This window comes from Exiguobacterium chiriqhucha RW-2 (assembly GCF_000416965.1).
Taxonomy (GTDB): domain Bacteria; phylum Bacillota; class Bacilli; order Exiguobacteriales; family Exiguobacteriaceae; genus Exiguobacterium; species Exiguobacterium chiriqhucha.
Window position 1 is genome coordinate 65,194 of sequence record NZ_ATCL01000012.1, and the last position, 24,975, is coordinate 90,168.

At 41.9% G+C, this 24,975-nt stretch carries 20 protein-coding genes; 14 read left to right on the forward strand and 6 right to left on the reverse strand.

Annotated elements, in window-relative coordinates; genetic code table 11:
- Positions 1-42: 42 nt before the first annotated feature.
- Positions 43-3,255, reverse strand: a complete 3,213-nt coding sequence (locus tag M467_RS19500; RefSeq protein ID WP_021065823.1) for a DEAD/DEAH box helicase — start codon at positions 3,253-3,255, stop codon at positions 43-45.
- A 55-nt stretch (positions 3,256-3,310) separates the two neighbouring features.
- On the opposite strand from M467_RS19500, the gene M467_RS19505 reads away from it, so the two are divergent.
- Both M467_RS19505 and M467_RS19510 read left to right on the forward strand, forming a co-directional pair.
- A complete protein-coding gene (locus M467_RS19505; protein ID WP_021065824.1) occupies positions 3,311-4,441 on the forward strand; it encodes a sigma-70 family RNA polymerase sigma factor in 1,131 nt (376 codons plus the stop codon).
- Between the two features lie 377 nt (positions 4,442-4,818).
- Positions 4,819-5,871 (forward strand): SH3 domain-containing protein, encoded by a 1,053-nt coding sequence (locus M467_RS19510; protein ID WP_021065825.1) that lies wholly within the window; start codon positions 4,819-4,821, stop codon positions 5,869-5,871.
- 176 nt (positions 5,872-6,047) lie between these two features.
- On the opposite strand, the gene M467_RS19515 is transcribed toward M467_RS19510, so the two are convergent.
- From M467_RS19515 to M467_RS19530, 4 genes are all read right to left on the reverse strand, one after another.
- The gene (locus tag M467_RS19515) at positions 6,048-7,073 is read right to left on the reverse strand and encodes a tyrosine-type recombinase/integrase (RefSeq protein ID WP_021065826.1); all 1,026 of its coding nucleotides are present in this window, start codon (positions 7,071-7,073) and stop codon (positions 6,048-6,050) included.
- A 316-nt stretch (positions 7,074-7,389) separates the two neighbouring features.
- Positions 7,390-7,920 (reverse strand): zinc ribbon domain-containing protein, encoded by a 531-nt coding sequence (locus M467_RS19520; protein ID WP_021065827.1) that lies wholly within the window; start codon positions 7,918-7,920, stop codon positions 7,390-7,392.
- Between the two features lie 46 nt (positions 7,921-7,966).
- Entirely contained in the window at positions 7,967-8,557 is a 591-nt protein-coding gene (locus M467_RS19525) for a tetratricopeptide repeat protein (RefSeq protein ID WP_021065828.1), read from the reverse strand.
- Positions 8,558-8,598: 41 nt separating this feature from the next.
- On the reverse strand, positions 8,599-9,891 hold the full coding sequence (locus M467_RS19530; RefSeq protein ID WP_021065829.1) for a hypothetical protein: 1,293 nt from the start codon (positions 9,889-9,891) through the stop codon (positions 8,599-8,601).
- Between the two features lie 318 nt (positions 9,892-10,209).
- Between M467_RS19530 and M467_RS19535 the strand changes: the two genes are divergently transcribed.
- Genes M467_RS19535 through M467_RS19550 form a run of 4 tightly spaced genes read left to right on the forward strand, consistent with a single transcriptional unit; the run spans position 10,210 to position 16,545 of the window.
- On the forward strand, positions 10,210-10,782 hold the full coding sequence (locus tag M467_RS19535) for a hypothetical protein (RefSeq protein WP_021065830.1): 573 nt from the start codon (positions 10,210-10,212) through the stop codon (positions 10,780-10,782).
- Positions 10,783-10,817: 35 nt separating this feature from the next.
- A complete protein-coding gene (locus M467_RS19540; RefSeq protein WP_021065831.1) occupies positions 10,818-11,834 on the forward strand; it encodes a hypothetical protein in 1,017 nt (338 codons plus the stop codon).
- Between the two features lie 31 nt (positions 11,835-11,865).
- Positions 11,866-14,754: an NERD domain-containing protein gene (locus M467_RS19545; protein WP_021065832.1), complete on the forward strand. Its 2,889-nt coding sequence runs from the start codon at positions 11,866-11,868 to the stop codon at positions 14,752-14,754.
- A gap of 12 nt (positions 14,755-14,766) precedes the next feature.
- On the forward strand, positions 14,767-16,545 hold the full coding sequence (locus M467_RS19550) for a DUF7017 domain-containing protein (protein ID WP_021065833.1): 1,779 nt from the start codon (positions 14,767-14,769) through the stop codon (positions 16,543-16,545).
- 450 nt (positions 16,546-16,995) lie between these two features.
- On the opposite strand, the gene M467_RS19555 is transcribed toward M467_RS19550, so the two are convergent.
- Positions 16,996-17,217 carry a helix-turn-helix domain-containing protein gene (locus tag M467_RS19555; protein WP_021065834.1) on the reverse strand — a complete coding sequence of 74 codons (222 nt, stop codon included), beginning with the start codon at positions 17,215-17,217 and terminating at the stop codon, positions 16,996-16,998.
- Positions 17,218-17,551: 334 nt separating this feature from the next.
- On the opposite strand from M467_RS19555, the gene M467_RS31595 reads away from it, so the two are divergent.
- The 8 genes from M467_RS31595 to M467_RS31395 all read left to right on the forward strand — a co-directional run bounded on the left by M467_RS31595 (position 17,552) and on the right by M467_RS31395 (position 24,972).
- Complete coding sequence (locus M467_RS31595; RefSeq protein WP_021065835.1) at positions 17,552-18,040, forward strand: helix-turn-helix domain-containing protein; 489 nt, start codon at positions 17,552-17,554, stop codon at positions 18,038-18,040.
- A 298-nt stretch (positions 18,041-18,338) separates the two neighbouring features.
- Entirely contained in the window at positions 18,339-18,521 is a 183-nt protein-coding gene (locus M467_RS19560) for a hypothetical protein (RefSeq protein ID WP_021065836.1), read from the forward strand.
- A gap of 12 nt (positions 18,522-18,533) precedes the next feature.
- The gene (locus tag M467_RS19565) at positions 18,534-18,758 is read left to right on the forward strand and encodes a hypothetical protein (RefSeq protein ID WP_012390467.1); all 225 of its coding nucleotides are present in this window, start codon (positions 18,534-18,536) and stop codon (positions 18,756-18,758) included.
- Positions 18,759-18,824: 66 nt separating this feature from the next.
- Complete coding sequence (locus M467_RS19570; RefSeq protein ID WP_021065837.1) at positions 18,825-19,925, forward strand: hypothetical protein; 1,101 nt, start codon at positions 18,825-18,827, stop codon at positions 19,923-19,925.
- Between the two features lie 143 nt (positions 19,926-20,068).
- On the forward strand, positions 20,069-22,303 hold the full coding sequence (locus M467_RS19575) for a VirD4-like conjugal transfer protein, CD1115 family (protein WP_021065838.1): 2,235 nt from the start codon (positions 20,069-20,071) through the stop codon (positions 22,301-22,303).
- A 16-nt stretch (positions 22,304-22,319) separates the two neighbouring features.
- The gene (locus tag M467_RS19580) at positions 22,320-22,562 is read left to right on the forward strand and encodes a hypothetical protein (protein WP_012390470.1); all 243 of its coding nucleotides are present in this window, start codon (positions 22,320-22,322) and stop codon (positions 22,560-22,562) included.
- Between the two features lie 16 nt (positions 22,563-22,578).
- Positions 22,579-22,995 carry a hypothetical protein gene (locus tag M467_RS19585; protein ID WP_021065839.1) on the forward strand — a complete coding sequence of 139 codons (417 nt, stop codon included), beginning with the start codon at positions 22,579-22,581 and terminating at the stop codon, positions 22,993-22,995.
- Between the two features lie 15 nt (positions 22,996-23,010).
- Positions 23,011-24,972 (forward strand): pLS20_p028 family conjugation system transmembrane protein, encoded by a 1,962-nt coding sequence (locus M467_RS31395; RefSeq protein WP_420834470.1) that lies wholly within the window; start codon positions 23,011-23,013, stop codon positions 24,970-24,972.
- The last annotated feature ends 3 nt before the right edge of the window (positions 24,973-24,975 follow it).

The following is a 24,975-nucleotide window of genomic DNA, read 5'->3' on the forward strand; positions in this document are numbered from 1 at the left end:
ATAAAAGTTAGCACATTGCGGCTAACTTTTATGGTGTGAGTATCACTTTAATTCTTTAGCTTCTATCAGTACAGCTTGAGGGATTTTACCTAAAAAGTAATCTTCAATTACTTCCCAAAACGTAGCAGTGTCCATTTTGTTTTCAAAAATGTGCTTCAGCATCGCAATTGATAATTTGTGACGATAGTGAACATTATTTAAAATTTGATTTTGGTACTTTTCTGGATTTTTTATCAAACTCTCAAGAGTAAGAGTGGAGTTTATACGTATATAAATTTCAGGAGTGTTTCCACCTTGCAATTGATAATTAATTAATTTTAAAGCTTCAAGAATTCCAAACGTAATGGTTAATCGGTCCATCGGTTTGCGTACACTTTTTGATAAATAGATATTGTAACTTCCATCTTCTTGCCGATCAGCTTGAGAACTTAAATAGTGAGAAGCCTGCTTTTGTATAAATTTAAAGAAGTCTTCATAAGTAGATCCCACTTGATAACCGGATATTTCATTGGGTTTAATCACTGATTTTGCATTCGTAGCGGAATTGAGTGTGTTATATCTTACCATTGAATGAAGAATAATTTGAGCTAAGCTAGATGCTTCATACTTATCAATCTTTAAAGACTTTTGAATCCAATCCTTTAGATGCTCCGGTTGGAAATACGTATTAGTTAAAGCATAACGACTGAAGAATTGATTAATGCTTTGAAGTTTCTGAGAAAACTGAGCAATAATGTATTCAAGTGTGTGTTGACTTTGGAAATTCAAAATGAATGTAGGATCTACTTCATTTAAGAAATTCAATTTAATCATTTCATCATGCTCATGAAATCTTCGTTTAAAGTCTGGAAATGAAAGTTTACGATATTTTTTTTCCCAGATTTCTTTTAGATTGAGTTCGTAAATCGCGCTATGTAGATTGGAGTTAATTGGACGAATATAACGAGCAAATTCACGGTTCTGATTTTGTCTTAAAAGTTTTTCTCCCTGAGGTGTAACTGTAAAGTACTCTCTAGAAAATAAGCCGCGAGGACGGGCTACAAAGGGAGCGAAACCGAACTTGTTCACAAAATCTTTTTCAATTAAAAGCAAAGCGGTTTTTAATTTCCCTTCCACGTCGGTATCTTCAATTCGGTTATTGGATGTGAAGATATAAGCAAAGTCTTCCACGTTTACTAACAAGTTACGGGCACGCTTTTTTTCTTTATAAATGTTATAAATTTTTTGGGCAACAAGTTGTAATTCACTTTTTCGAATTGTAGACATACCATGTAACCTTTTAATATGAGAAAAGTCGTTCTTCAAAAAGTCAAAGTATGCATGACCTGAAATGGATTCATCTCGAGCTGCTCGACCAATCTCTTGGACATAATCGCAAACATTTCCTGTCGGTGCATAATGATATACGACATTGATGTCAGGTAAATCAATACCCATTCCATATGCTTTAGTGGCGAACATTATTTTTGAATCGCCGTTAGCAAACTTTTGATGATTTTCGTCTTTATTTGCTTTATTCAAACTCCCAAAATATACGACAATTTCTTTGGAGAGCCTTGGGTGGTGCTCTTCAATGTAAGTTTGCAGCTGATTGATAAGAGGTATTGTCGGGAAGTATACTAGCACTTTAGAATTTTGTTTCATAAAATATTTTAATCGTTTCGAAACGAATTCAAATTTTGCAAGGCGGTACTCATTTGTTTTCAAATCTTTTGAATGAGTATCGATCTTCATTTGAATGTCATTTCTTTTCACTTGCCCAAGATAAAACTTAGGGTTTATTAATCCCAAACTATCACGAGTTTCTTTATACATATCCTCTTCTCCACCATAAATTGCAGTTGCGGTGAATGTAGCAATTGGAAACTTCATTTCTTTACGCAACTTTTGAAGGTAAGGACCTAGATACCAGTAATCTGAACGGAAAGCCTTTCCCCATGTAGTGACAATATGTGCCTCATCCACTATAAATAAGCCTACTTTAGTTTCCTCACCAATTAACATTTTAATGTCAGATCTACTCAAAAGTGTTTCAGGAGAAATATATAAAATTGCTATTTCCTTATTTCGAATACGTTCTTGAATTTCAGCTTTTTCAGCCGGAGTTACATTTGAATTTATTGTAGCAACATTATGAATGCCACGTTCTTTTAAATTTCTGACCTGATCGTTCATTAAACCTATAAGTGGTGAAATAACGATCGTTAATAATTGATGTTCTTTGTAAATTAAAAAAGAAGGGAGTTGGAACATTACGGATTTTCCAGCACCTGTTGAAGAGGTGATAAAAATGTCTCTGAAAGGTAGCTGCTTTTGTGCATTATCAATTTCTTCAACGATATCGTGTATGATTTGAGCCTGAGAAACATCTATTAATTCTTTCGAATGGTCAGGATCTTTGTACATTTTTAAATTTCTAAATGAGCTGTATCCAAAATATTCATCTAATACTCGAAGATATTTCGATTCATCAAACTTTTTCACTGATAACGACTTTTGAGTGAAGGTAATTTTGATTTTTTTGTTTAATTTTAATAGGGTAGATAAACGATTGAAGTAATTATTAATAAATAAATCATGTTGATTTGAATGCACGACATTGACTAGTTGTGTATTTTCACTATGTAGTAATTTGTTTGTTATAAGTAAAAAGTCTGTTTGATCTTCTTGCAATTCTAAAACGATATCATATGCGTCATAGCTGTCCATGGATTGACTTAAATTAGGCAAATCCTGATAAAATGGAGTCAGCATATCCAAAATGTCTTGATCAATAGAATATGATGCGTAGACATTGTCTAATTTGATTACATTACTATAAAATTTCACCACAGCTTCGAAATTAGGAGCGATAATCTCTCGATCATCTTCTTCAAAATCGCTAAGAACCTCACTAAAATTGTCGAAGGTATAAAAGATTGGAAATGTAGAATGGTAAAGATTGTTATATAATAATTGCATATCGAAAAAATTGTCTAATTGATTATAAATGTAAAACTGGTACTCTTCTGCAGTGCACCAAAAAAACGCGTCTGATGATCCCATTTTTTGCACTACATTTGAGAGTACAGACGAAGAATTTTCAAAAGCTTCTAAAGGTTGAGGGAAAGAGTCGTCTAATAGTTTATGATCGGAAAGATCTTTTAATTCATCTGGTTTAAATCCAAATAATACAAATAATGTTTTTCTAGAACTCGATTCATTTTTAATATGTTTTTGTAGATCTTCTTTTGAAATTCGTAAAAGTGGTTTCATGATATCTCTCCTTTTCCAAATTATATCAAACAGTCATTAACAATAGAGGTGTAGCATGATTAAATCCTTATTTTTAAAACGATTTATTACTAATAATTTTGATGTTAACGAAAAACTATATCTACCAGACGTTAAACAAAAACTAGTAACTTTTTTGGGGAGAGATAGTTTAAATATTGATGACTTAGATCTAATTGAATTTTTGAAAGATGCAGGCTTTAATGAAATTGAAATTCAAAAAGTAACTCATAAGAAAGATGAGTCGAAGAAAGTGGATATATTAGAGGATGAGGATGAAGAGGAACAAGAAGAGTTAACATTAGATCTTTTTTTTGACACTATTTATGATAGTGACGAACATTTAAAAAAAGCTGGAGATTTTCGTGATAATCGAAGAATGCTTGAACTTTATCACAACGATCAGAAAAGAGATGCAACTACATTTGAAAAAATAGTACGCAATAATCAGCATCTTGTTAAAAGTGTAGCGGCTAAGTATTTATTCTTGAGTAAAAGTTTGACCCTTGAGGATTTAATAAACGAAGGCAATTTCGGATTAATGAAAGCCATTGAAAAATTTGATTTAAGTAAAGACAATTCGTTTTCAACATATGCATTTATCTGGATTCGCCAAAGTATTACGAGAGCAATTGCAGATAAGAGTAATATGATTAGAATTCCTGTACATGCTATCGAGAAAATTAATAAATTAAATCGAATCGAAAGAGAATTTGAGGCTGCAAAAAGTAACGTTAATATTCAAGAAGTATGTCAAGTAATGGAGATAACTGAGGAAAGTTATTACAGATTAAAAGAAATTCAATATAGATTCTTACATGAAGTTTCACTGAATTCAAAAATTACTGTAGAAAATGAGAATGATGAAATAATTGATTTCATTCCAGCGATGGATAGTGATTTTTTAAAAGAAATAAAATCTATCGATGACATCATTTTACTTCAGGAAATTTCGGCAGTCGTCCATCAAGAAATAAATAAGTTATCCGAAAGAGAGCGTGACATTATTGCGCTCCGATTTGGCCTTGGAAATCAGGAGCCTCAAACCTTAGAACAAGTGGGTAAAATTATGGGTGTAACACGTGAACGAATTCGGCAAATTGAAGCTAAAATATTGAGAAAACTAAGAAAAAGTCATTATTTAACATCTATACAAAGTGAAGATTGATTTAAGAAACTACTATGTAAATGAATATAATTTTTTTATTAGATAGTTCACTGTAGAAGCTCTTGAAGCTTCTTTTTTTATAGCTATTTGTACTTATAAAACTGATTTGTGAAATAGTATACATATTAACATAGCATTTCGATCACTATTAATCTAGATTTTGATTTATTTTGTCTCAGAATATCTTAAGTTGGGGAACAAAAATGACATATAAGAGTTCGAAAGTTTTCTAAATCTAAAGAAACTGAGGAAATACCAGTGTAAAATTTGTTAAAAATAAGAAATTTTAATCTATATAAGTATATTTTTTGAATAAAAAGGTTATTTTGGTTTATCGTGATATAATTTCATATATTAATAGATTAGGAGTGAGAAAAGTGAATACCTTAAAGAAGATTACTGCAGGAATTCTTTGTTTGACACTATTAAGTGGATTAGAACCCAAATTGTTACCAATCTCCGAAACCAATTCAACAGTTGAAGCGAGTGTGCAAACGAAGGCGATGTATGCAAATGCTAAAACGGATGCTTATGATCGTCGCAGCACAAAAAAATCGAAACGAGTTATTTCAATTCCCTATGGAGCACGTGTCGAGCGATTAGCAGTTTACTCTAGTTGGTCTCAAGTTCGATACAATAACAAAGTGGGCTGGGTTGCTTCTCGTGCTTTGGTTGAGATTAAAAAGGTTGAAGTGTATGATGCAAAACAAAATGTGACTGTGTATGACTCACGATCAACAAAAGGTAAAGTAGTCACTAAAGTACCTGCGAACAAACAAGTGACACGTTTGGCAGTAAATAAAAGCTGGTCACAAATTCGTTATGGAAATAAAGCAGGTTGGGTGGCTAGTTCTAAATTGAAGCATCGTTATACCAAAGAGACCTTTGCTCCTAAAAAATACAGAGTGAAAGTATCAGCGCCTTTACAATCTAGTGCATTAACTACTAGCAATATTCTTACCACGGTTCCTGAATTTGCATCAGTAGAGTCAGTTGAACGATTCAACAACTGGTTCAAAGTTAAACATAATAACCGTACAGGTTGGATTCAAGCCAAATATTTAACAACATACAAGACACTAAAACCTTTAGAAGTAATTAACAAAGTATACGGAAGTAATTACGAAGTAACAGTAAGTGATAATCAATATTATAGAATCACAAGAACCTACGGTGATCACGATTATCAGTTAGAATATGAGGGGAATCTCATAAAAATTAGCGATGTTGAAAGTTTAGGCTTAAAAATAGGCAGAGAAGAGTACACTAAAGCTGCAAAACTAATTACAATCTTGCACGGAGGAGACGTAGTGGGATTAGAAAACAAAATGTGGGATATTTATAATAACGGTCCCTACAAAACAACTATTGAATTCGAAAAATATTTTATTAATTCGAGGTATGAAACTACTGTGTTTTGGAATCACTAAAATAATAGATAAACCAATGTCCGTTTGGAACATTGGAAATCTCTTCACTTTTTGAACGAGGAAAATAGTAAAGACGATCGTTTCGACTACTGTCGGTTCAATCGTCTTTTTGTGTAAATAGCGAATCATTTGTTCCTAACATGATCGACAACTTTTATAAAGACTATTTATTAGACCTAATCAAAGGGTAAGTTAGTGTTCGTTACATTTGAAAATTCATTCAAGAGTTGCAAATATCCATTCGTTGTATTAATCGATTCGTGGCCGACCAGTTGCATGACCCCGATTAACGGGCTGCCATTAGCTAAGAGTTTCGTGATATAGGCGCGACGGAACCAGTGGGGTGGGGTTCTACCTTCCGTTGCTACGTGCTCAACCGCTTGATGGGTCATCAAGCGAAGGGCCTCATAGGTCATTGGATAACCTTTCTTTTTTGTGCTGAAGGCGATGAAAGGTGCAGAGACCTCCTCAATCATCATCAATGTCTGCAATCGGTTCACTAGATGCGTCGCTTTCTCAGTGAGCGGGATGCGGCGCCATTTGTCGCGTTTCCCTTTTACTTCGAGATAGGATGTGTGCTGATTTCGCTTGATGTCGGTGAACTTAATTGATAACAGTTCTGCTGCCCGCATGCCTGTCGTCAACAACAAATAACCGATTGTCTCGTTCCGGAGCTCCATGAGCTCCTTTTTTTGTGCCCGTTTGACGGTATGACGGAACGACTCAGCAATCCGTTCGATCTCATCGAAATCGACCTCACGACGGAGCAACTCAGGGCGTTGCTGGTTCTTAACGTGGAAAGCCAGGTTATATAGATGATACTGGTTGACGTGGAGGTAGGTCAGAAATCGTTTTAACATGTGATTCTTCCGCTGTACCGTGCGTGGGGCATACTGTTCGTTCACCTCGAATAGATAGCGATGGATGTCGAGCACAGTAAGGTGTTTTAACCCACCTGTCTTCGTCATCACAAAATTAAGGATGAACTCGAGGTCCAGTTTATACGCGCGTCGGGTGTGTGTGCTCTTGTCTGCATAGATTGGAAATAGTTCCGTCGCCCAAAACAATTCAATGATCTCGATGTCATTCAACGTGTTTAGATCGATATGGTCCTTCTTTAACGCTTCTGTCAGTTTCGGGTTAGCCCCGGTCAGTTCTCGTAATGCTAACTCGAATGCCTGCTGCTTTTTCTCGATCTCCATGCCTCTCCCTCTTTTTGCTATATATTTTAACTCAAAATCAGCATTTTACAAAATACACAATGAAAATAAGTGCTACATTAGTATTTTTGTTTAAATTACTAATGTAATTAATCATATATATTAATTTTTAATGTATTACTTTTATGGAATTAAATAAAAATAAAATCAACTAACTTGTGATAATCTTATATTATCACAAGTTAGTTTGAATGCCTAAAAATGAAATTATTTTGACCGGCCGTGTTCCTGAAGGATTGGCTGGTGAAATAATGTAGAAGACCCCCTGAATCCGTTAAACCCGGTTCAGGGGGTCTTCTCATGAAGATTTTGTGGCCTGGGCCCTGTTATAGGCCATCCGCATAGGTGCGAACAGACCTATAGCTGTCAACATGAAGTAAGCGGCAGCGATTCCCTGATAGTGGTCAAGCGCAGCTTGTTCATAATAATAGCTGTCGAGTCCATACCCGAATTTGACGAAACAGATAAAGGACAGCAGTACAGGAATTGCCCACAATCTGCTCTTGGTGATAACAACGGCAATCGCGAACGTCAACATAAGCGCAAACATGATATAGAAGGGCAGGAATTGCCTCACTCCCTCGGACTCATAACCTAGGATTCCCCTGTCATATGATTCCAACAGAAACGTCGCGTGTCCCCATATCCAAAGGCTGAGGATGACGAACAAAGCCCACATCACATATCTCGTTTTTTGAATCACCGACTTGTGGGTGAGGATATCCCCCGGTATCTCATCCTCGCTAAAAATCTTTTGTCCGCATTTCGGACAAAAATTAAAACCCTCTTCGAGCATGAGGTCACATTTCGTACAATTAGTCTGCAACATAAGTTTCCACCTTTTAATGATAATGTTGGTATGAATGTATTCAAGGTCACCTGCGGTTCGAATTGATGGCCTCCAGACCGTGTTGCACATAGGGTTGGACCAGTCGCGAGTCATAGTTGTGTGCCTCGCCGTTGATGGACTTCCTATACTCCACAATCTGCGGTTTTAGTGCCACAGGGATGTGCCGGGCATCACCCAGGTCAAGGACCGCATGACCCAGATGGTGCAGGAGATTCATCTTGATGTTCTCATCATTTGCATTCTCGAGGGCGGACAGATAATGACGGACGGCCTCATCACGGCGCCCCGACAGATAACTGATTTTTCCCATGGCGTTGTGCGCCTCGCAGGCGTCGTCCGGATGCTGAACGAGCTTCAGGATGTCCAGGTAGTAGGAATAGGCCTTCTGATAGTTACCTGCCCTCTTATGGTTCACCCCTAGGAACAACTTTATATTGAAGAGCTCGTTAAGTATATGTTTCGGGCTGTGGGCATCGATTTTTTTTAATGCTTCCTCGAGAGACTTGATGGCCTCAAATTTTTCCTTGTTCTGATGAGCAGTGTATCCCAGTCTGATCAGTTCCTCGACACTTTTCCCGTTGTCCTTATTGGAAGAGAACATATCAAATATGCTCATTTTTCCACCTCACATCTCTAGATTTTTTGTTTGGTCTCATTTCATCGTGCGATTTTATGAGTGCGTATCCAAGAGTGTCTCTGTCGGAGGGTCATCGATACCTCTTCCCAACAGTCGATAGATATGCTGCTCCTGTCACGGACGATGGCCGTGATAAAGCCTTCAAAAGTCTTAGGCTCCCAGTTCTGCTCGAACACCTGTTCAATCCCGAATATCACAAATTCTTGGATTGAGTCATCATAATCCGCCAACAGAACCGCCGCTATTAAGCTCAAGGCGCCTTTCATGCCGAGGGCCGCCTCATGGTTATGTTTTTGGGACAATGACTCATATAGCCCATCTATTTCGCTCGCCAACTGTACGGGACCATAGCCTCTGACAACATTCATGAATCGAAGGTCCGAGTCCGGCGACAAGGTAGACGCCAATTGGGTGCTCTCGTTGGACAGCCTGTCTCTGAACGCTACCATGACATCTGAAAGAGATAGATTATCCACGAGACCATTGAGTCTTCTCGTGAAGGTCGTGAGGGCCAGCTCTTTGGAGTCGATTTCGATATCTGGAGAGTCTATGATGAGCTCGAAGTAAAGTCTCAGTGTACCAGCAGAGAATTTTAGCTTGTTTCGATAGTCGTCGTGAAAGGAGACTTCCTCATATTCCTCGTAAAATCCTGAATAAGATGTCGTCCTCTCTTCGGACGGATCCACCTCCCCTTCGCCTGCGGCAATCCAGTACAATGCTTCTTCCATGTCCTCCATGGACCAGTCATCGTCCTCCCTGCTCACTGACGCGCCCCGATCTAAACTGAATCGATATACTCTTTTCCGTCCCTCTATCTTTTCAATCCAGGACAAAAGGTCTTCGATGATAACAAGAATGTATCTCCCGTTATGAGAGGCTGACATTTGCTTTGACAAATCTTGAGCCAGGCTACTCCTCAACAGGCTGATATATTTGCTGACCAAAAGTTCCTCCTCCCAATCCTCCAGATTGGGATACGAGGTCAATGACGTCTTTTCGTGGTTGAACAAGAACAGGAAGCTCTCTGCTATTATTCTATTCGCTATGAATGGGGATACGTAGGTCATGGCCTGCTCATAAATTTTAAGTATGATTTCCGTCTCTTTAAGATATGTGAAATTACAAATATCGGCGATGCACTCGGATAAAAATCGTTGGGTATCCTCTTGACTTCGATAAGCGATATCGTATTCCTCGATCAGACAAAGGACTTCATTTTTGAGAGAAAATGAATTTTGTGGGTCCGGTTCGAAATCTTCGTCAAAGTCTTCGTCAAAATCATCATCATAGAAATCTTCTTCATCTTCGTACACTATTCAAAAACCTCATTCCACAATTTTATTCAATGATTATATGTTAGCATCTCACCCAATTAAATTATATAAAATCCCAAAAAATATTTAATTATCAAATATGCTGTTATAATATTTACATGTTTAATAAAGATTTACATATAGTTTCAAAAACCGCTTCTCTTCCCTGGGTAGAGGCCCACATTAATAAAGAGGAGTGAAATCTCTCCGAAAGAAGAGGCGCTCTATTCTCATATATACAAAATTATGTACGATGCGGCGTACGTCCTATCTGCGCCTAGAAGGCTCAAATAACTTATTAATCAAGGAGGAGAATCGATGTCTGAAAGGCTAATTATCGAGATCGCGTTTCAGGGTGAGACGGTTGCAAATGCCTATTATAGATGGGGAGGGCTTCCAAGTGCCGCTCTAGATTTGACGAAAAGTATTTTAACAAAGTTAAGAACAAGTAAAGAGCAGGAATTGATTCCTAGAATCTATTATGCACTTGCTTCAACTGGCGCGGTGATGGACTCAGACGACAATGATCATTTAACGGCATTAGGATATGAGTTTGAGAAAGTGGATCCCCGAAAACAGTCTGATGGATTAATTTCATTTGCCAAAGAGATGCCGTTTGGCGGAGATTACGAATTGACAATATGTCTTGAAGATTTGACCGCAAACTTAGAGAGTTTGCTAAAGTATTGGGAATTAGATCAACATTCAGAAGCGTTTAGATATATGAATCTAAAACGACATGAAATGCCTACGACAGAATGGAAGATGGACTTAACCAAATTAAGCGAAGGCGATGTCACCGAACTTGATAAAGTATGTCAGAAAGCGGTATCTACCCAATCTTTGTTTGTAGTCAAGGGTAGAAACGAACTCTTTGACTCTCCGTTCTAATCACATAACAGCAAAAATATATGAGGTGAGATCAGTTGAAAACTACCAGAGAGATTATTTTGGTGGTAGAGAATGAAATGAGAGAGACGCGTAGCAATTTTGAGACCCAGGTCTTAAAACATGCACAGTCGAGTGACCGGCGGCTACAGGATTTGCTTGATACGCTTCCTCAGGGAAATCAAAACGAGATAGAGAAACAGGCTATCCAATACTTGTTGGCGACCCGAAATCGTTCCAAAATGCTAGACAACACATACAAACAGCAAAGGCACGTCATTCAACTTGAATGTGTACCTCTCCTACCGCTTGATTTTGAAACGAACGTTGACCGAGCTGTCGACCTAGGGATCAAGGCTTGGGAGGATGGTATGGCGGAAGTGGCGCTCATGTATTTCGATGAGGTGATAGAGAAGTGGGCACTCGATATGGAAGATGACGTTGTCTCCCTCTATTATGCGCTTGTGAATAGATTTCGTTTGCTGAAATCATTATTTAACGGGCTGAATCGTGAGTTTCCTGTCGCCTTTGTCCTTAGGGACATGATGCATTACCAACAATTGATGACTTGTCCGACGCAGCGGGAGTACCGTTATTCGCTGATTCAACATATTGCACAAAGCTATTACGAGACAGACCGAGAATACGATGAATACATATTACTTAAGAATGAAGCCATTGCTTTAATTGAAACTCGTTTACGTGACGAACCGTACTTAGGACTAGAATTGTATACGAATCAAATGATGAATCAGTATTTTGACTTGGGCAACATCTACATTCAAAAACTAAATGACGCGGTGACAGGAAGACGGTATTTGTCATACGTATTAAAAAGTGATTTAAGTGAGACCTCTTCAAGAGTACTGACAAGAGAATATGATTTGTTTCGTAAAGGACAGACGCATCTATTGTTAAAAGATATTGAACAGGCGAAATCTCTGTTCGATGAATTATTGATTAGAACAGATAACAAGGATTGGCCAATACTGGTGGATCAGCAACTCAGAAATTATGACTTTGACTCAATGCGCTCGACACACGCACATCCTTAAATCAATTTTATGTCGTCAAGGAGGAAGAAACATGTTAGAGATTCTAAAAGGTAAATCAGTCAAAACCTATGAAAATGAGTTTTTTAGAAAAATCTCCGCTGAGTTGTTTGAATTGTTTGAGCGTAAATCTTGGAGCGGCGTGTTGATTGGCATGCCGGAGTGTGTGACAAAAGATGGATTACAAATTGACTGTCTATTACTCACTCAGAATCAAATGATTGTAATCGATTTTAAAAATTATAGAGGCGTGTTGAATCTCCCCTCTCCTCATGACTTCAAATACGGCAGATGGGTGCTAAATAAAGACGTTACCGTTAAAGGCGGTAGTGCTCCCAACCCTTATGCTCAGTTACAGAGGCAACGTGCTCGATTGATTCAAGAGTTACAGTCCAGAATCCAATCGTTTGATAAAAGTACAGTCTCGACGATGGTATGTTTTCACGATGCAATTGAAACGATTGGCGAAATCCCACACCAATTCCAATTAGGGTTCTCGATTGCTGATCCAAGCAATTATCTAAATAAAATCGTCGATACTCTTGATGTGATGGGTCACGGAAATTTGAACTATTTGTCAGATTCGGCTAAACGTGTGTTTACTCAAATCGTATTTCAAGCCAATCCGTATCACTTCAATGAGACAATAGACGAGGTGATACCAGAACCTGTACTGAAAACCTCGAATGATCATAAGCATCAAATGAAGGAAATACATGACTTTTTATGTTCTGATCAGAAGATCATGACCGTGACAGGAAATACGAAAAGTGGAAAGACGGCGTTGATTCCCCACATACGCGACTTGGCATTCGATGCAAATTATACACATGTCCCAGTCTTCGCTTACTCGAATCGGTTGAAACAAAAGATGTTACAGAGCCATCCGAATCTAGAAGAGGTCGAATCTTTATTCAGTTCGATATTTGATTTTAGTACGGATGACAGGGACGAAAATTATAAAAAAGTTATTCCTTTGAAAATGTCTCATCCCCTCTCTAGGGAAGAAAATTCGAATGGAGCTGAGATTTCTGTTCAAGACAAGACCCTATATATCATTGATGACAGTCAGTTGATTACAAATTCCAAGCTTCATTCGGATGACATTCAATATGGTTCCGGTCACCTATTAAATGATTTGTTGGATCATATTAATTTAGAAGAGCGCCCAGATACAAAGATCATTTTTGTAGGTGATGTGAACAAACTAAGTTTTGGGTCAGATATGGAAGACGCACTACAAGCAAATTATCTTCAATCGCTTTTAAAACAGCGAAATCTTATTTCAAATATAGCTCACATTGAATTGCCTGATAATAAAAGCGAAAATGAGATTATTAAAACTTGTAATCAAATTTCATCTCAGATTAAACAAGGCCAGTTCAATAGCTTGAGTCTATCATCATATAACGAGCTGTCTGTAAATGAAGTCGAAAATAAGGAAAAAGTGATGGAAGCAGCGCTTCAAAATCCGCATGATAAAAAGATAATTGTCTATACGAATAATAAAGCGGGGAAGATTAATCAGTGGATTAAACAACACTTTCTCAAAAATGGATCACACATTGGACCAAGAGATTTGCTGATTTTCAACTCACCTTCTCTTGCTGTACAAAAAACACGTGATGATGGTGGTATATCTCAAGATGAGCATCCACAAAATTCACATTTTGCCTTTCCGGAAGTCAGACAGGTACATAACGGTATGTTTGGGGAAGTGCTACGAATTTCTCATTCAGAAAAGATAGAAAAAAATGAAATGGTGGACGACAAAAATATCGTTTTACGTTTTGTTCCTTGTGTTATCAGACTCATGGATGGGGTCGTGATTGAAACGCTTGTGTTAGAGAATTTTTTGAATGCCGAGAAAAATGAGCTCGAGCTGAATGAACAAATCGCATACCATAGGGTGTTGGCAAAACTAGAAGCAAACGAACAAGAAAAGTCCCCATTTTCAGAAAGTCCTGAGTTTGAGGAAATGATTAGACACCCTGAAACATACGCAAAAATCGAGCGGGCTGGAAAAATACTCTATCGAGATTCATCGGATAGTCGAAAGTTGACCAGTTATGAAAAAGCATATCGACACCGTATCCTAAAAGAATTAAATAATCCCGAGTTTGAATATTTCAAAATTTTGAACGCGGCGAAGGTGAAATTTGGATGGGCTATGACAGTAAACAAAGCCATGGTTTATACATTTAATGAGGTGTTCTTTATTACGGACGACGAAAATCGAGGACGGACAAATAAAGAATATTTTAGATGGCTCTATACGGGAATCTCGACAGCTTTGAATAAAGTGTACTTAATCAACTGGAAGCCTATCTCGCCATTCATGAAGATCAACTTCTCGGACGCTCCAGAGATTACAAGTTATAAGAAGAGACCAAAGAATATTTTTTCCTTTGTAGACGATCAACGCCTGCCAGCGGACCATTTAAGAACATATGTTAACGAACGGTTGTCTGGTGTAGGTGCAGTCAAAACAATCGTCTCAAGGCCATATCTGGAAATGGTTACTTTAGAGGTAGACTCAGAAGACGTCGAAGTGCACTTTAACTACACAGGGAAGAGAGAGATGCGAAGTCCGAAGTTCAAATCCGGGAGTCAGGCAGGATATGAGAAATTACTTTCACTTTTAACCTTTGTAGATAAGGATTTAGTGAACGAGCTTGGAGTTATGAGACCTTTCATTGAAGAACTGAGTCAACATCTTCAGAACGCCGACATTCAATTGCGTGTGATTAAGGCTCAAGATTGGGAACTGATTTTACAGTTTCACAATCATCAAGAATATGTTGAAGTTCAAACATATTACAATGGGAAAGGAATGGTGAGCAAATTCAATTATTTGGACGGGGATGTAGATGTCTATAAACAGGTAGTGGAACTTATTCAAAAGAGATACGTGTTAACGTAATGGAGGGATAGAATGTATACGACGAAAGATTATAAGGATGATTTGTATCAAATTACTAAAACTCGTTTCGTGAAATATAAGTTGTTATTAGCTTTTACGGAACGAGAAGTTAGTCAAAATGATTTTATCAAGCAGTTAAAGCTAAAGAAGGAAGATAGTGAGATTGAGCAGATTTTTGATGATTTAAGAGCTATATTTGAAAAAGTCCGCTTAAATGGTGGCAAACTAGACCCTGATCCGGTCGAAGAAGCCAAACATCTAAGAAAAGCAAATAAGTCTAAAGAGGCATTTATAAAGATTTTGCCTGCCCTAAACAATAATCCGAATGATGATGATACTTTGATCACGTTTGGTTGGATCATGTATGATTTTCTGAAAATCTCTGAGAATGAAATTGATCGATATCTAAAAAATTTCAGAATATTGAACGATAATGCGACCATTACATTGAATAGATGGCAAGCCGACGATATAAAAAGAACGTTGGTTGACTCTATATTATGGTCTATTCGGAGAGTCATCTTAAAAGATGATTCATACGCCGATAAAGTACTTCCCGAGTTTTTAAGGTTTTATGGAAGTGACTCCAATTTTATTGAAACAAGATATGATCCGAATGCCCGTTCTGCATCCCGTTCACTTATCAAAGACATGATGAATCATTTAAATGATTATAACTATCTCAAGTTTACCGATACTATCGGATTTGATTGGTTCGATTCAAGTGATGATAGAGAAGCTCATTTTCAGACTGAAGATGGAGAAGATAAAAAAATACCACCTTTAAAGGAATCAGTGTTAAACCATTATGCAAAAAGAATATTAAAAATGGATATTCATATAGTGACAGAACAACGCGTCAATACTTTTTTGTCTGTGTTGGAGAGAAGTATTGCTACAAATACTTCGTTTGTTTGGCTCCCCTATCACCAAGGACGATTGTTATTAAAATTGAATCGAAAAGAAGAAGCGTTAAACGTCATTTCTTCTTTCGGAAGAACAAAAAGTAATGAATTTTGGGTGTGGAATCTGATCAGTGAACTAGTCGACGAGGAAGATCGGTTTAATTGCCTATGTGCAGGTTTACTTTGCAAAACAAAACCTGAAATGGTTGTGGGGCTACAAGAAAAAATCATCCCGTTATTGGTACAACGGGAGATGTATTCGCATGCCAAGCGAGAGCTAGATGTATTAATTAAATCTCAACAAGCAAACCGGAAGAACGTCTCATCAAAACTAGAAAGTTGGAAACAAGAGAATTGGTACAGCGAAACGGAGAGTGTTGACACAAGAGATCAACTAGCTGAGTATGCGCAAAAAGCGAAAGACATTCTTTATCGAACACTCCCGTTTACTGATATATTTATCACTTCTGTCAACGAAGAAAAAAGTATTGTCAATTTTAACTTCCTGTTGAACAACAAATCTGTGAGAAGCGGTTACTTCCACAGTGACTCAATCGAAGGGAATCATGATTGGAAACGTGAGGGAGTATTTAAGGTAAAACTATTCAAACATCACAGTAGACCGAACTTTTATTCTGTACATGCAGTAATGCAAGGTGACGCGGACTTTCGTTCGAACTTCATTCAATCTGAGGTTGGGTATGTAGAAAAAAATGATGAGAACGCATTTGCTTTTGTCAATGATGTGTTCATTTCTCCAATCTTAGTAGATAAGCATGAGTTAGAAGGTTACGACCGAATCGAATTTGTAAAAAAAATGAGGTTTAATAAAAAGAAAAATACATGGGGTTGGTCCGTGGATCAAATAACTTCTGTAGAGAGATAGAACCTGAATATATCTCCTTAATTTCACTAGACGTTAAATTTAATAAAAAAGGCCGAACGGTAACCGTTCGACTCAGGCTGTTGACGAACCAAAGTGAAAATCGAAACTTGGTTCGTTTTTGTGTTCAAAGAATTTGAGGCGCTCTACCTGCCATAAAAATGAGAAAAGCTATGTAAAGTCTCTTCGGCCAACAAGTGAATCAGCTACGGAGCAAGCAAAAGTCGTTTTGTCACGATATATATATAGCGTATCCGACTCTTGTCATATGAATCTCAATGTTTACGGCTGCTTCCTGGACTCAATCTTTCCTTGTTCACCTAATAGAGGTGTTTCCCTGCGACTAAACTCGTCATTTTAAGCATCCTGATTTAAGAAAAGTACTTAATTTTAAATTAGTTGAATGTTAATATCAAATTCAGGTTGGATGCGATCATTACGTAGGCTATCTTCTTACTTGAACTTGTCATCTTCAAAAAAAACACTTAGAGACATATTTAAACCGTCACAAAATTTTTGAATCGTGCTGACTTTTGGATGTTTTGTCCGCCCACTCATTAACTCTGATATTGTAGTCTGATTTAAACCGCCTTTTTGAATGACCTGATGGATGGTCATGCCATGTTCTGCTGCCAATTCTTTCATCCGCTCGATAATTGCCTCGTTCAACTCCACTCGCTCACCCCACAATCAAATTACCTATTCATTATATTCTTTAACTACATTTTTCTTCCTTTACCTTATCATACTATCTCGACATCAAAATATAGGCTCATAATTATTCTAAAAGCTTTTCTACACTAACTTAACCCATTTTAGGCAAATAAATATTGAGTTTCTGCTGTTAACTATCCTCTTTATAAGGCAATTTCGACAAGAATCGGCAAATTATAAATTTCTGACATATCAGAAAACTGATGACTAAATAGATTTTTCCTGTTATATTCTAAGCAACAAAAGGAAACATCTGTTTGGTCGCCGCTGTGGTGTAACAGAAAGGGGAAGCCTTATGTATCGATTCGGGGAGTGGTTGAAGGAGAACCGCCGGCTCTCGGGCTGGTCACAGATCGAACTATCGGAGAAGACATTCGGAGAGATTTCACAGCCCGCCATCAGTCAATACGAACAGAATCGCTCGGTGCCCTCGATTGCGGACATCGATCATCTGGCTCGTGCGTTCGGCCACACGCTCGCGACGGTCCCGTGGGACGTCATCGACTTCGGATATGGTGCAAAACGGTCCGTCACGAAGCTCGAGCGCCGTCGCTTCGACCTGAAGGAACTGCCGCAGGCCGACTCGGTCCGCACGTTCGATGGAAAGACCTATGAGCTGCATGGTTTCATCGGCATCGAGAAAGGAAGCGGAGAGGCAGTCGAACTGACGCAACTTTATTACCGGATCCGTACCGTCGTTAGTGACGCCCACGTGCTCGCCAAACGGAAGAACCCGGACGACGAGCTCATCCACGTCAAGAAACGGAAAAACGTTCGACAATAGACGACACTGGCGCAGCAGCACATCCTTAAGGATGGTCTACTCCAATCACATACCGGCGTGTCCCTCACCAGTGACCGGGTGAGCGGGATCTACGCACAGATGGTTTGGCGAGAGTCGCCTAAAACTCGCCACAAGGTCACCGCATCGTTCCGGGTCATCGAAAAACCCTGTACAGCTCCTTAGATCTATGAGGAGCGGAGTTCGTGGGGAAACGGCTAGAAACCCACCACACCGAATCCGACTGTCCTTAATGATGTGTTGCTGCACATCAAGAGACCAAGGGAAGGAAGTGTGTACTGTGGCATCAAAGGAACAGAAACAGAACCGCAGCTTCGCCGAGAAACTCTTACGCATCCGTGGGAAGGACTATGAGGAGTGGCTCGACGAACAGCATCAACAGGTCATCCAGGACAACCAGGAACTCATTTTGGAGGCGCTCGAGGCGAAGCTCAGCTTCAAGTCGCCGGCGCACCAGGATTAAGGAGGGAATGACATGGGACTCAATGAGACAGGGCTCAGCTTGCTTCAGTTCTTCCAAGGACTTGCCGTCATCGCCGCAGCCATCGCCTTCGCGATCGGGGGCTTCTACTTCATCTTCGGCGGGGATCGCGGCCGCTCAAAGGCCGTCGGCTGGCTTGTCGGGGGCGCCGTCGGTCTGATCATCGTCATGGGTGCGTTCACGCTCGCCGAGATGGTCGACCAGAATATCAAATTCTAATGCACATTCGCGCAGCGTTCCAATTGGAAGGTTTTTTTTGTTGCTTGAAACGAGAGGAGGAACGAGATGCTGTTTGTACGATTCACCGACGTGCCGGACACACGTGTCCAGAACTATGAACGGCTCACTTTCGTCGAGGCGGTCATCGCGACCCATGACCTGCATCAGGCATGTAGCGAGGAAGGGACAAGCTGTTCCGGTGATTTCCGGCTCTTCGACCAGAAAGATGAACTGCTCTATCGTGGGACGTTCACGTTCGGGACTGGAGGAACCTATCCGAACCTGTACCATCAAGTGCATGATCGGATACACCGGATCCGGACGAAGAAGGAAGATAACGCGAAGAAGATGTGGTTGCTCGACGAGATCGAGTCCGAGACACCGGAAGACTACAAGCGTCCGTCCGCCAAATCAAACCTGGTCGTGTCATCGACCTATCAGTCACGCCTGACCCGACTGCAGCGCCGTCTCATCTACGGGGCGGCCACGACCGGAATCTTATTCACCTCCCTGTTCACTGCCGCGCAATGGTTCATCGACAAGGAAGCGTATGCCGAACAGGTGACCGGTGTCGAACAGACGTGGCTAGATGCTTATGAACAAGCGCTCCAAGGTGAAGAATCATCACTTATCCAACTGCTAGAGCGGAAAGACCGGTCCGAGGAAGAGAATGCCCTATTGGTCGACCTCTATCTCGCGGAAGGCGCAGACCAGAAAGCGCTCGAGCTCACGAATGACCCGATCCTGATCGAGACGAAGTTGGCCGGGCTCGATCTACCCAATAAGGAGAAATTGGAACGGCTCCAAGACTTTCAAGCGTCATATCCGACCGATGAGGGTGCGTTCGATATCGCCGTACTCGAACGAGACCATGAAACTATGGCCAAGACGGAAAATGTAGAATGGACTGCTCCCCGCATCTCTGCGAAAGTGACCGCCTATCTCCTTCGCAAGGATATCGAGTCCGCGAATGAGTGGGCGTCCAAGACAAGCAACCCTGCCGTACAAGAAAAAATCGACGAGTATCAAGGCATCACGGCCACCATCGACCAATTGAACGAGAAACTGAAGAAGACCTCTGGCAAGGACACTTCGGCTCATGAGAAGATTCAAGCCGCTATCGCTGCAGAAGAAGTTAACCTAGATACAATTCTTTATTCAGATTAAGGTAGGTGAAATAATTGAGAACTCAGTCTCTCTCACCACGATTACCAATACGTCTAGTTTTCCCCGCCCTGTTCTGCCTGTTGGTAGTGCCGGCCGGGATCTTTTACCTGCTGAACGGGGTCTACAACATCATTCGACAAATCATGACCCCGATTCTAAAAGACGGGCTTTTGGCCGGAGCGACGATTCCGACGCTCTCACCCTCTTTGTTCTTGGAAGTGAGTCTTCCCTCTTCGACCGTCTTGCTCGGACTGATCGTGTTCAGTCTGATCATCGGACTTGTCTTGTTCGGCAAGGTATGGCTGAACTTCCGGGATCTGCGGAAGGATCAGAAAGGAAGCGCCCGCTTCACCTCGTTCGATGAATTGAAGCAACAGTACCGTCGCGTACCCGACCGGAAGAAACGGTATGACGGATTGGGCGGTGTCCCCGTCGGACGGGTCAAGAACAAGCTGTTCATCGATGACTCGCCCGTCAACAACCTCGTCATCGGGACGACACGGTCCGGGAAAGGCGAAACATTCGTCTTCTCAACGATCGACCTGTACAGTCGGGCGCGTGACCAGGCGAGCCTGATCATCAACGATCCGAAAGGCGAGCTCTTCGCCGCCTCGAAGGAGACGCTCGAACAGCGCGGTTATCAGGTCGAGGTGTTGAACCTGATGAACCCGCTCCAATCGATGTCATACAACCTGTTGCAGCTGACGATCGACGCGTTCCTCGAGGAGAACTACTCGCTCGCCCAACAGTATGCGCGTTCGGTCGCGTTCATGTTGTACCATGACCCGAAGGCACGAGACCCGTTCTGGGCCAACTCGTCAATCGACCTGTGTACGGCGCTCATCCTCGGGCTCTGCGAGGAGGCGAAAGACACGCCGGAGAAAATCAACATGTACAACGTCGCCCTCATGCTCTCGGACCTCGGTTCCCGGACGGTGGTCACGCGACAAGGTCAGGAAATCTCCGCGCTCGATAAGTTCTTTCAGCAATTTCCGGAGAATCACCCGGCCCGACTCCAGTTCGCGACGCTCCACTTCTCGGGTGGACAGACACGGGCAAGTATCTTGGCCAATACGAATGCGAAGCTCGGGATTTTTACCTTGAACGGGACTGGGAAGCTGACATCGATGAACTCGCTCGACATGCGACGCATCGGATTCAACCGTTGGGTTAGCGGACGGGCAGAACCACTGACCCGGCTCACAATCAGATTCCCCGATGGGACGACCCATGCGCTCACGACCGATGACGATGGCAGCTTTATCGTCTATCACACGTCACCACTCCAAATTGGGGATGTCGTTCAAATCTCGACCGACTCAAGCACTGCGACGATTCAGTTGAACGCGCACGATGCGGAAAGTGGGCGGTTCCACTACTCCATCGACGGTGCCATCCAGATTCGCGAGGTGATGCACCAGAGGCGTCCCGTGGCAGTGTTCCTCATCGTCCCAGACTATGACCCGACATTCAATGTCATCGCGTCGCTCTATATCAAACAGGTGTACACGGCACTCGCCCGGGTCGCCTCACAGACGAAACAAGGCAAATGCGAGCGTCAGGTCGTCTTCCTCCTCGATGAGTTCGGGAACATACCGCCGATCGAGGGCATGGCCAACATCATCACGGTCTGTCTCGGGCGCAACATGCGCTTCAACCTCGTCATCCAGGCCTACTCTCAGCTCGAGAACCTGTATGGAGAGGATTGGAAGACGATCGACGGCAACTGTGGGAATACGCACTATCTGTTGACCGCGGACGAGTCGACCGCCGAACTGATCTCGAAGAAGCTCGGTGAGGCGACAATCGTCACAAAATCCCGGTCTGGGCAGACGTTCTCGCTCAAGAAATCAAAGACGGAGAACGTGGACGGCCGCCGGCTCATGACGGCGACCGAGGTCATGGGGCTCAAAGAGGGAGAAATGCTCATCGTCCGTGTCATCAAGCGTCAGGACACGAAGAAACGGCGTATCCAGTCGTATCCGATCTTCCTGAGCGGCAGGACGGCGATGAAGTACCGCTACGAGTACTTGGCGGACGACTTTGACACCGACCAATCCCTGCATGACATCGACATCCCCTGCCGTCACGCCGGTCTCGACTTTGAACAGATCCGCGTCCGTTTCGCGAAGAAGGAAGACGAGACGGATACCAACGCGCCATCGAATCAAGAAGACAAGTCATTGACGTTACGTGACGTGCTTCAGGACAGCATACTTCGCTCGATGTTTGAAGGATATGACATCGGTGGAATGTCTCTCCCTGAGTTCGAGACGAACCTAAACCTAGGAGTTTACGACGTCACCGACAGCCAGAAGAGCTTTTTGAGCACGATGATCGCGAAACGACTCGAGAAACTGAAGCGAGGCACACCGTAGAGAGGAGGCCGAACCCATGGCCGAGAGTGCGAGAGAGAAGCGAATCCAGAATGAATTACGTGTCGTCGCAAGGATCATCGAGACGCAGCGCGTCCGCCTCGAACGGGGCGACGTGCTCAATATCCAGACGACAGATGGCTTTCTGACCGTCTATCAGGACGACACCTCAGACACCCCAAAAACTGTTACACTAATAGATAAGTTCGACTTCCGCGTCAATTTAAAAGTCGCGGATCTATTGAAGGGGAAAATCGTCTGACGGAGGGGTAAACGTTATGAGGAAACTACTTGCGGGTACTTTAGGAATCAGCTTGTTTTTACTTGGAGCTTGCTCAAATTCCAATGAGTCTTTGGTTCAACGTGATATTGAACACATTGAGAAGGTCATGACAGCCGAAGAGGATGATTATTTGCTGATTGTAAAAGAAGAAGATGGTGAATTTGAAGAGTTTGTTGAATTCGTAAAAGAGGTAGCGAACGAAGAGAACCAACAAGTCACACTCTATAATACGTTTCAGCCAGATGGCGAGGAACTTGTCGATCGTGGTAACTTTGAATACACTGACGAACTAAAAGGTGCCGTTCTATACTCCATTCAAGATGGAAACGTCACAGATGAAATCAATGTTGGAATGTTGACGGCGGACAATTACGAACAACAGTTAGCGGACTTCTTTACTAGGACTCAGTAGATTGGGGGTCTTTCAATGGCTGATTCCGATTTAATCACCAAATTACAGGAATACGAAGACGTACTCCAAATAAGTAGTATGGTCAATGACGCACTGCGCTTAATGGGATGGATTCTTGTCAGAGGACTATCAGTCTTGATTGACGGCCTGGAATCAATCACGGATCAAATCCTATTAACCAATACATTTTTCAATAATGACCAAGTGGTTGAATTCGTTCTTACGATTCAACCTTTTTTGTATGTTCTTTTAGCAGGAAGCTTCTTGTTCACTGGGTACTTGTTGATTTTTCAAAAGAAATTTGAACGTGAGAGTTTTTTGATCAACCTGTTCATCACACTATTAATCTTAGGTTTACTTTCACCAACTATGAGCCAAATTCAGGAGTTCTCTGATGAAGCAATCGCAGAAATCGGGGCAGATTCGCTTTATGACGGGGGAGCCTCATTATCTGAGAATATCTTAAAACGGAATGTACATGATTTGATTGAGCACGATTCGAAAAATTTTGATGCTGCTACAGGAGAATCATTAAATGCCATTCCGACTGAATTGATTGATAATATCCGAATCAATGAGATTTTCGACAAGAACAACTATGATTTATCGGCAACCGGAAACAAATTGGCCGAGTCCTACATTCTATGGAACGGAAAAGAGACAAGTCTCGGTAAACTCGACCAAGGTGGCGTTGAGTGGAACAACCAGTATTACTACCGCTATCAGCCGAACTGGTTGACCATCTTCGTGACGCTCGGGATCATGGGCTTCACTCTATTTTCCATTGCTTATAAACTGGCGCGGCTCTCGTTCGAGCTCGCCTTCAACTATGTCCTGGCGATCCTTGTCGCACCAGCTGATCTCCATAGTGGCCAAAAAACAAAGAAAGTCATCCAGAGCATTTTGAACACGTTCCTCGTGATCATTCTGATCTTCGTCTCCATCAAATTGTACACGATCGGGACCGCCTATCTCGCAGAGACGTTGGACGGGTTCGCCTACCTGATCGCCCTCATCGCCTTCTCGGTCGCCTTGATTGATGGGCCGAACATGGTCGAGCGGCTATTCGGAATCGATGCGGGGCTCAAACGGGGCTGGGGTGTCGCCCTCGGCGCCTATGCCGCTGGGAAAGGCGTGACCTCGGCAGGTGCCCACGCGGTCTCGAAGGTCGCGCGTGAAACACAGGGCGCACAGAAGATGCCATCGCTCCATGAAGCCGCGACGACACGGATAGATTCAAACGCAGTGCTTCAGAAAGGATCACCGCTTAATGTAGCGACCCAAGATTCACAAAGAGCGGATATTGAGAGACAAATCGATCCAGATGGTGTTGCTCAGAAAAATCAAACCGCCAGTCGCACGCAGGCCGACCAAGAGAATCCGACAAATCCGAAGAACGTTGCGCAACCAAACAACGGTCAAGAATCTGAGCTTGAAGTGCACGGATCTCCACACGTGAACGAAGCGTCGAGCCGCCCGTCTCCCGAATCGATCCATGCGACGAACCCTGAATCAAATACCGAACGTAGGCCCGACCATCAAACAACGTCATCGGAGACACCAAGACCGGAATCGATTCACGATTATTCCAGTTCTGGTCATTCTTCAAGCCCTGCCTCATCGACTCTTGAACCGGTCACTCGGTCCATCGATACCACATCCGGATCAGGCCATCGTCACAATGAATCGGTAGCCCGAAACGACGCGACGTCAGCGATACCTCATGAGGCATCACATTCAAGCGACTCATCCTCGTCTTCGTCCTCTGCGACGGATTCGAGTGATTCGGCAAAAGAGAAACGCCAAGGACGCGCCCGACGGACCATCCATCAGGATACCATGATCGACGTCGAGACCGAGGTCATCGAACAGGTGCGTAAGAATCAGATACACCGTCATACACAGAATCATGAAGAAACGCGACGGATCTATCCGACCTCGCCACCGCGACCTGACCAAACTAAGAAGAAGGAGTGATGA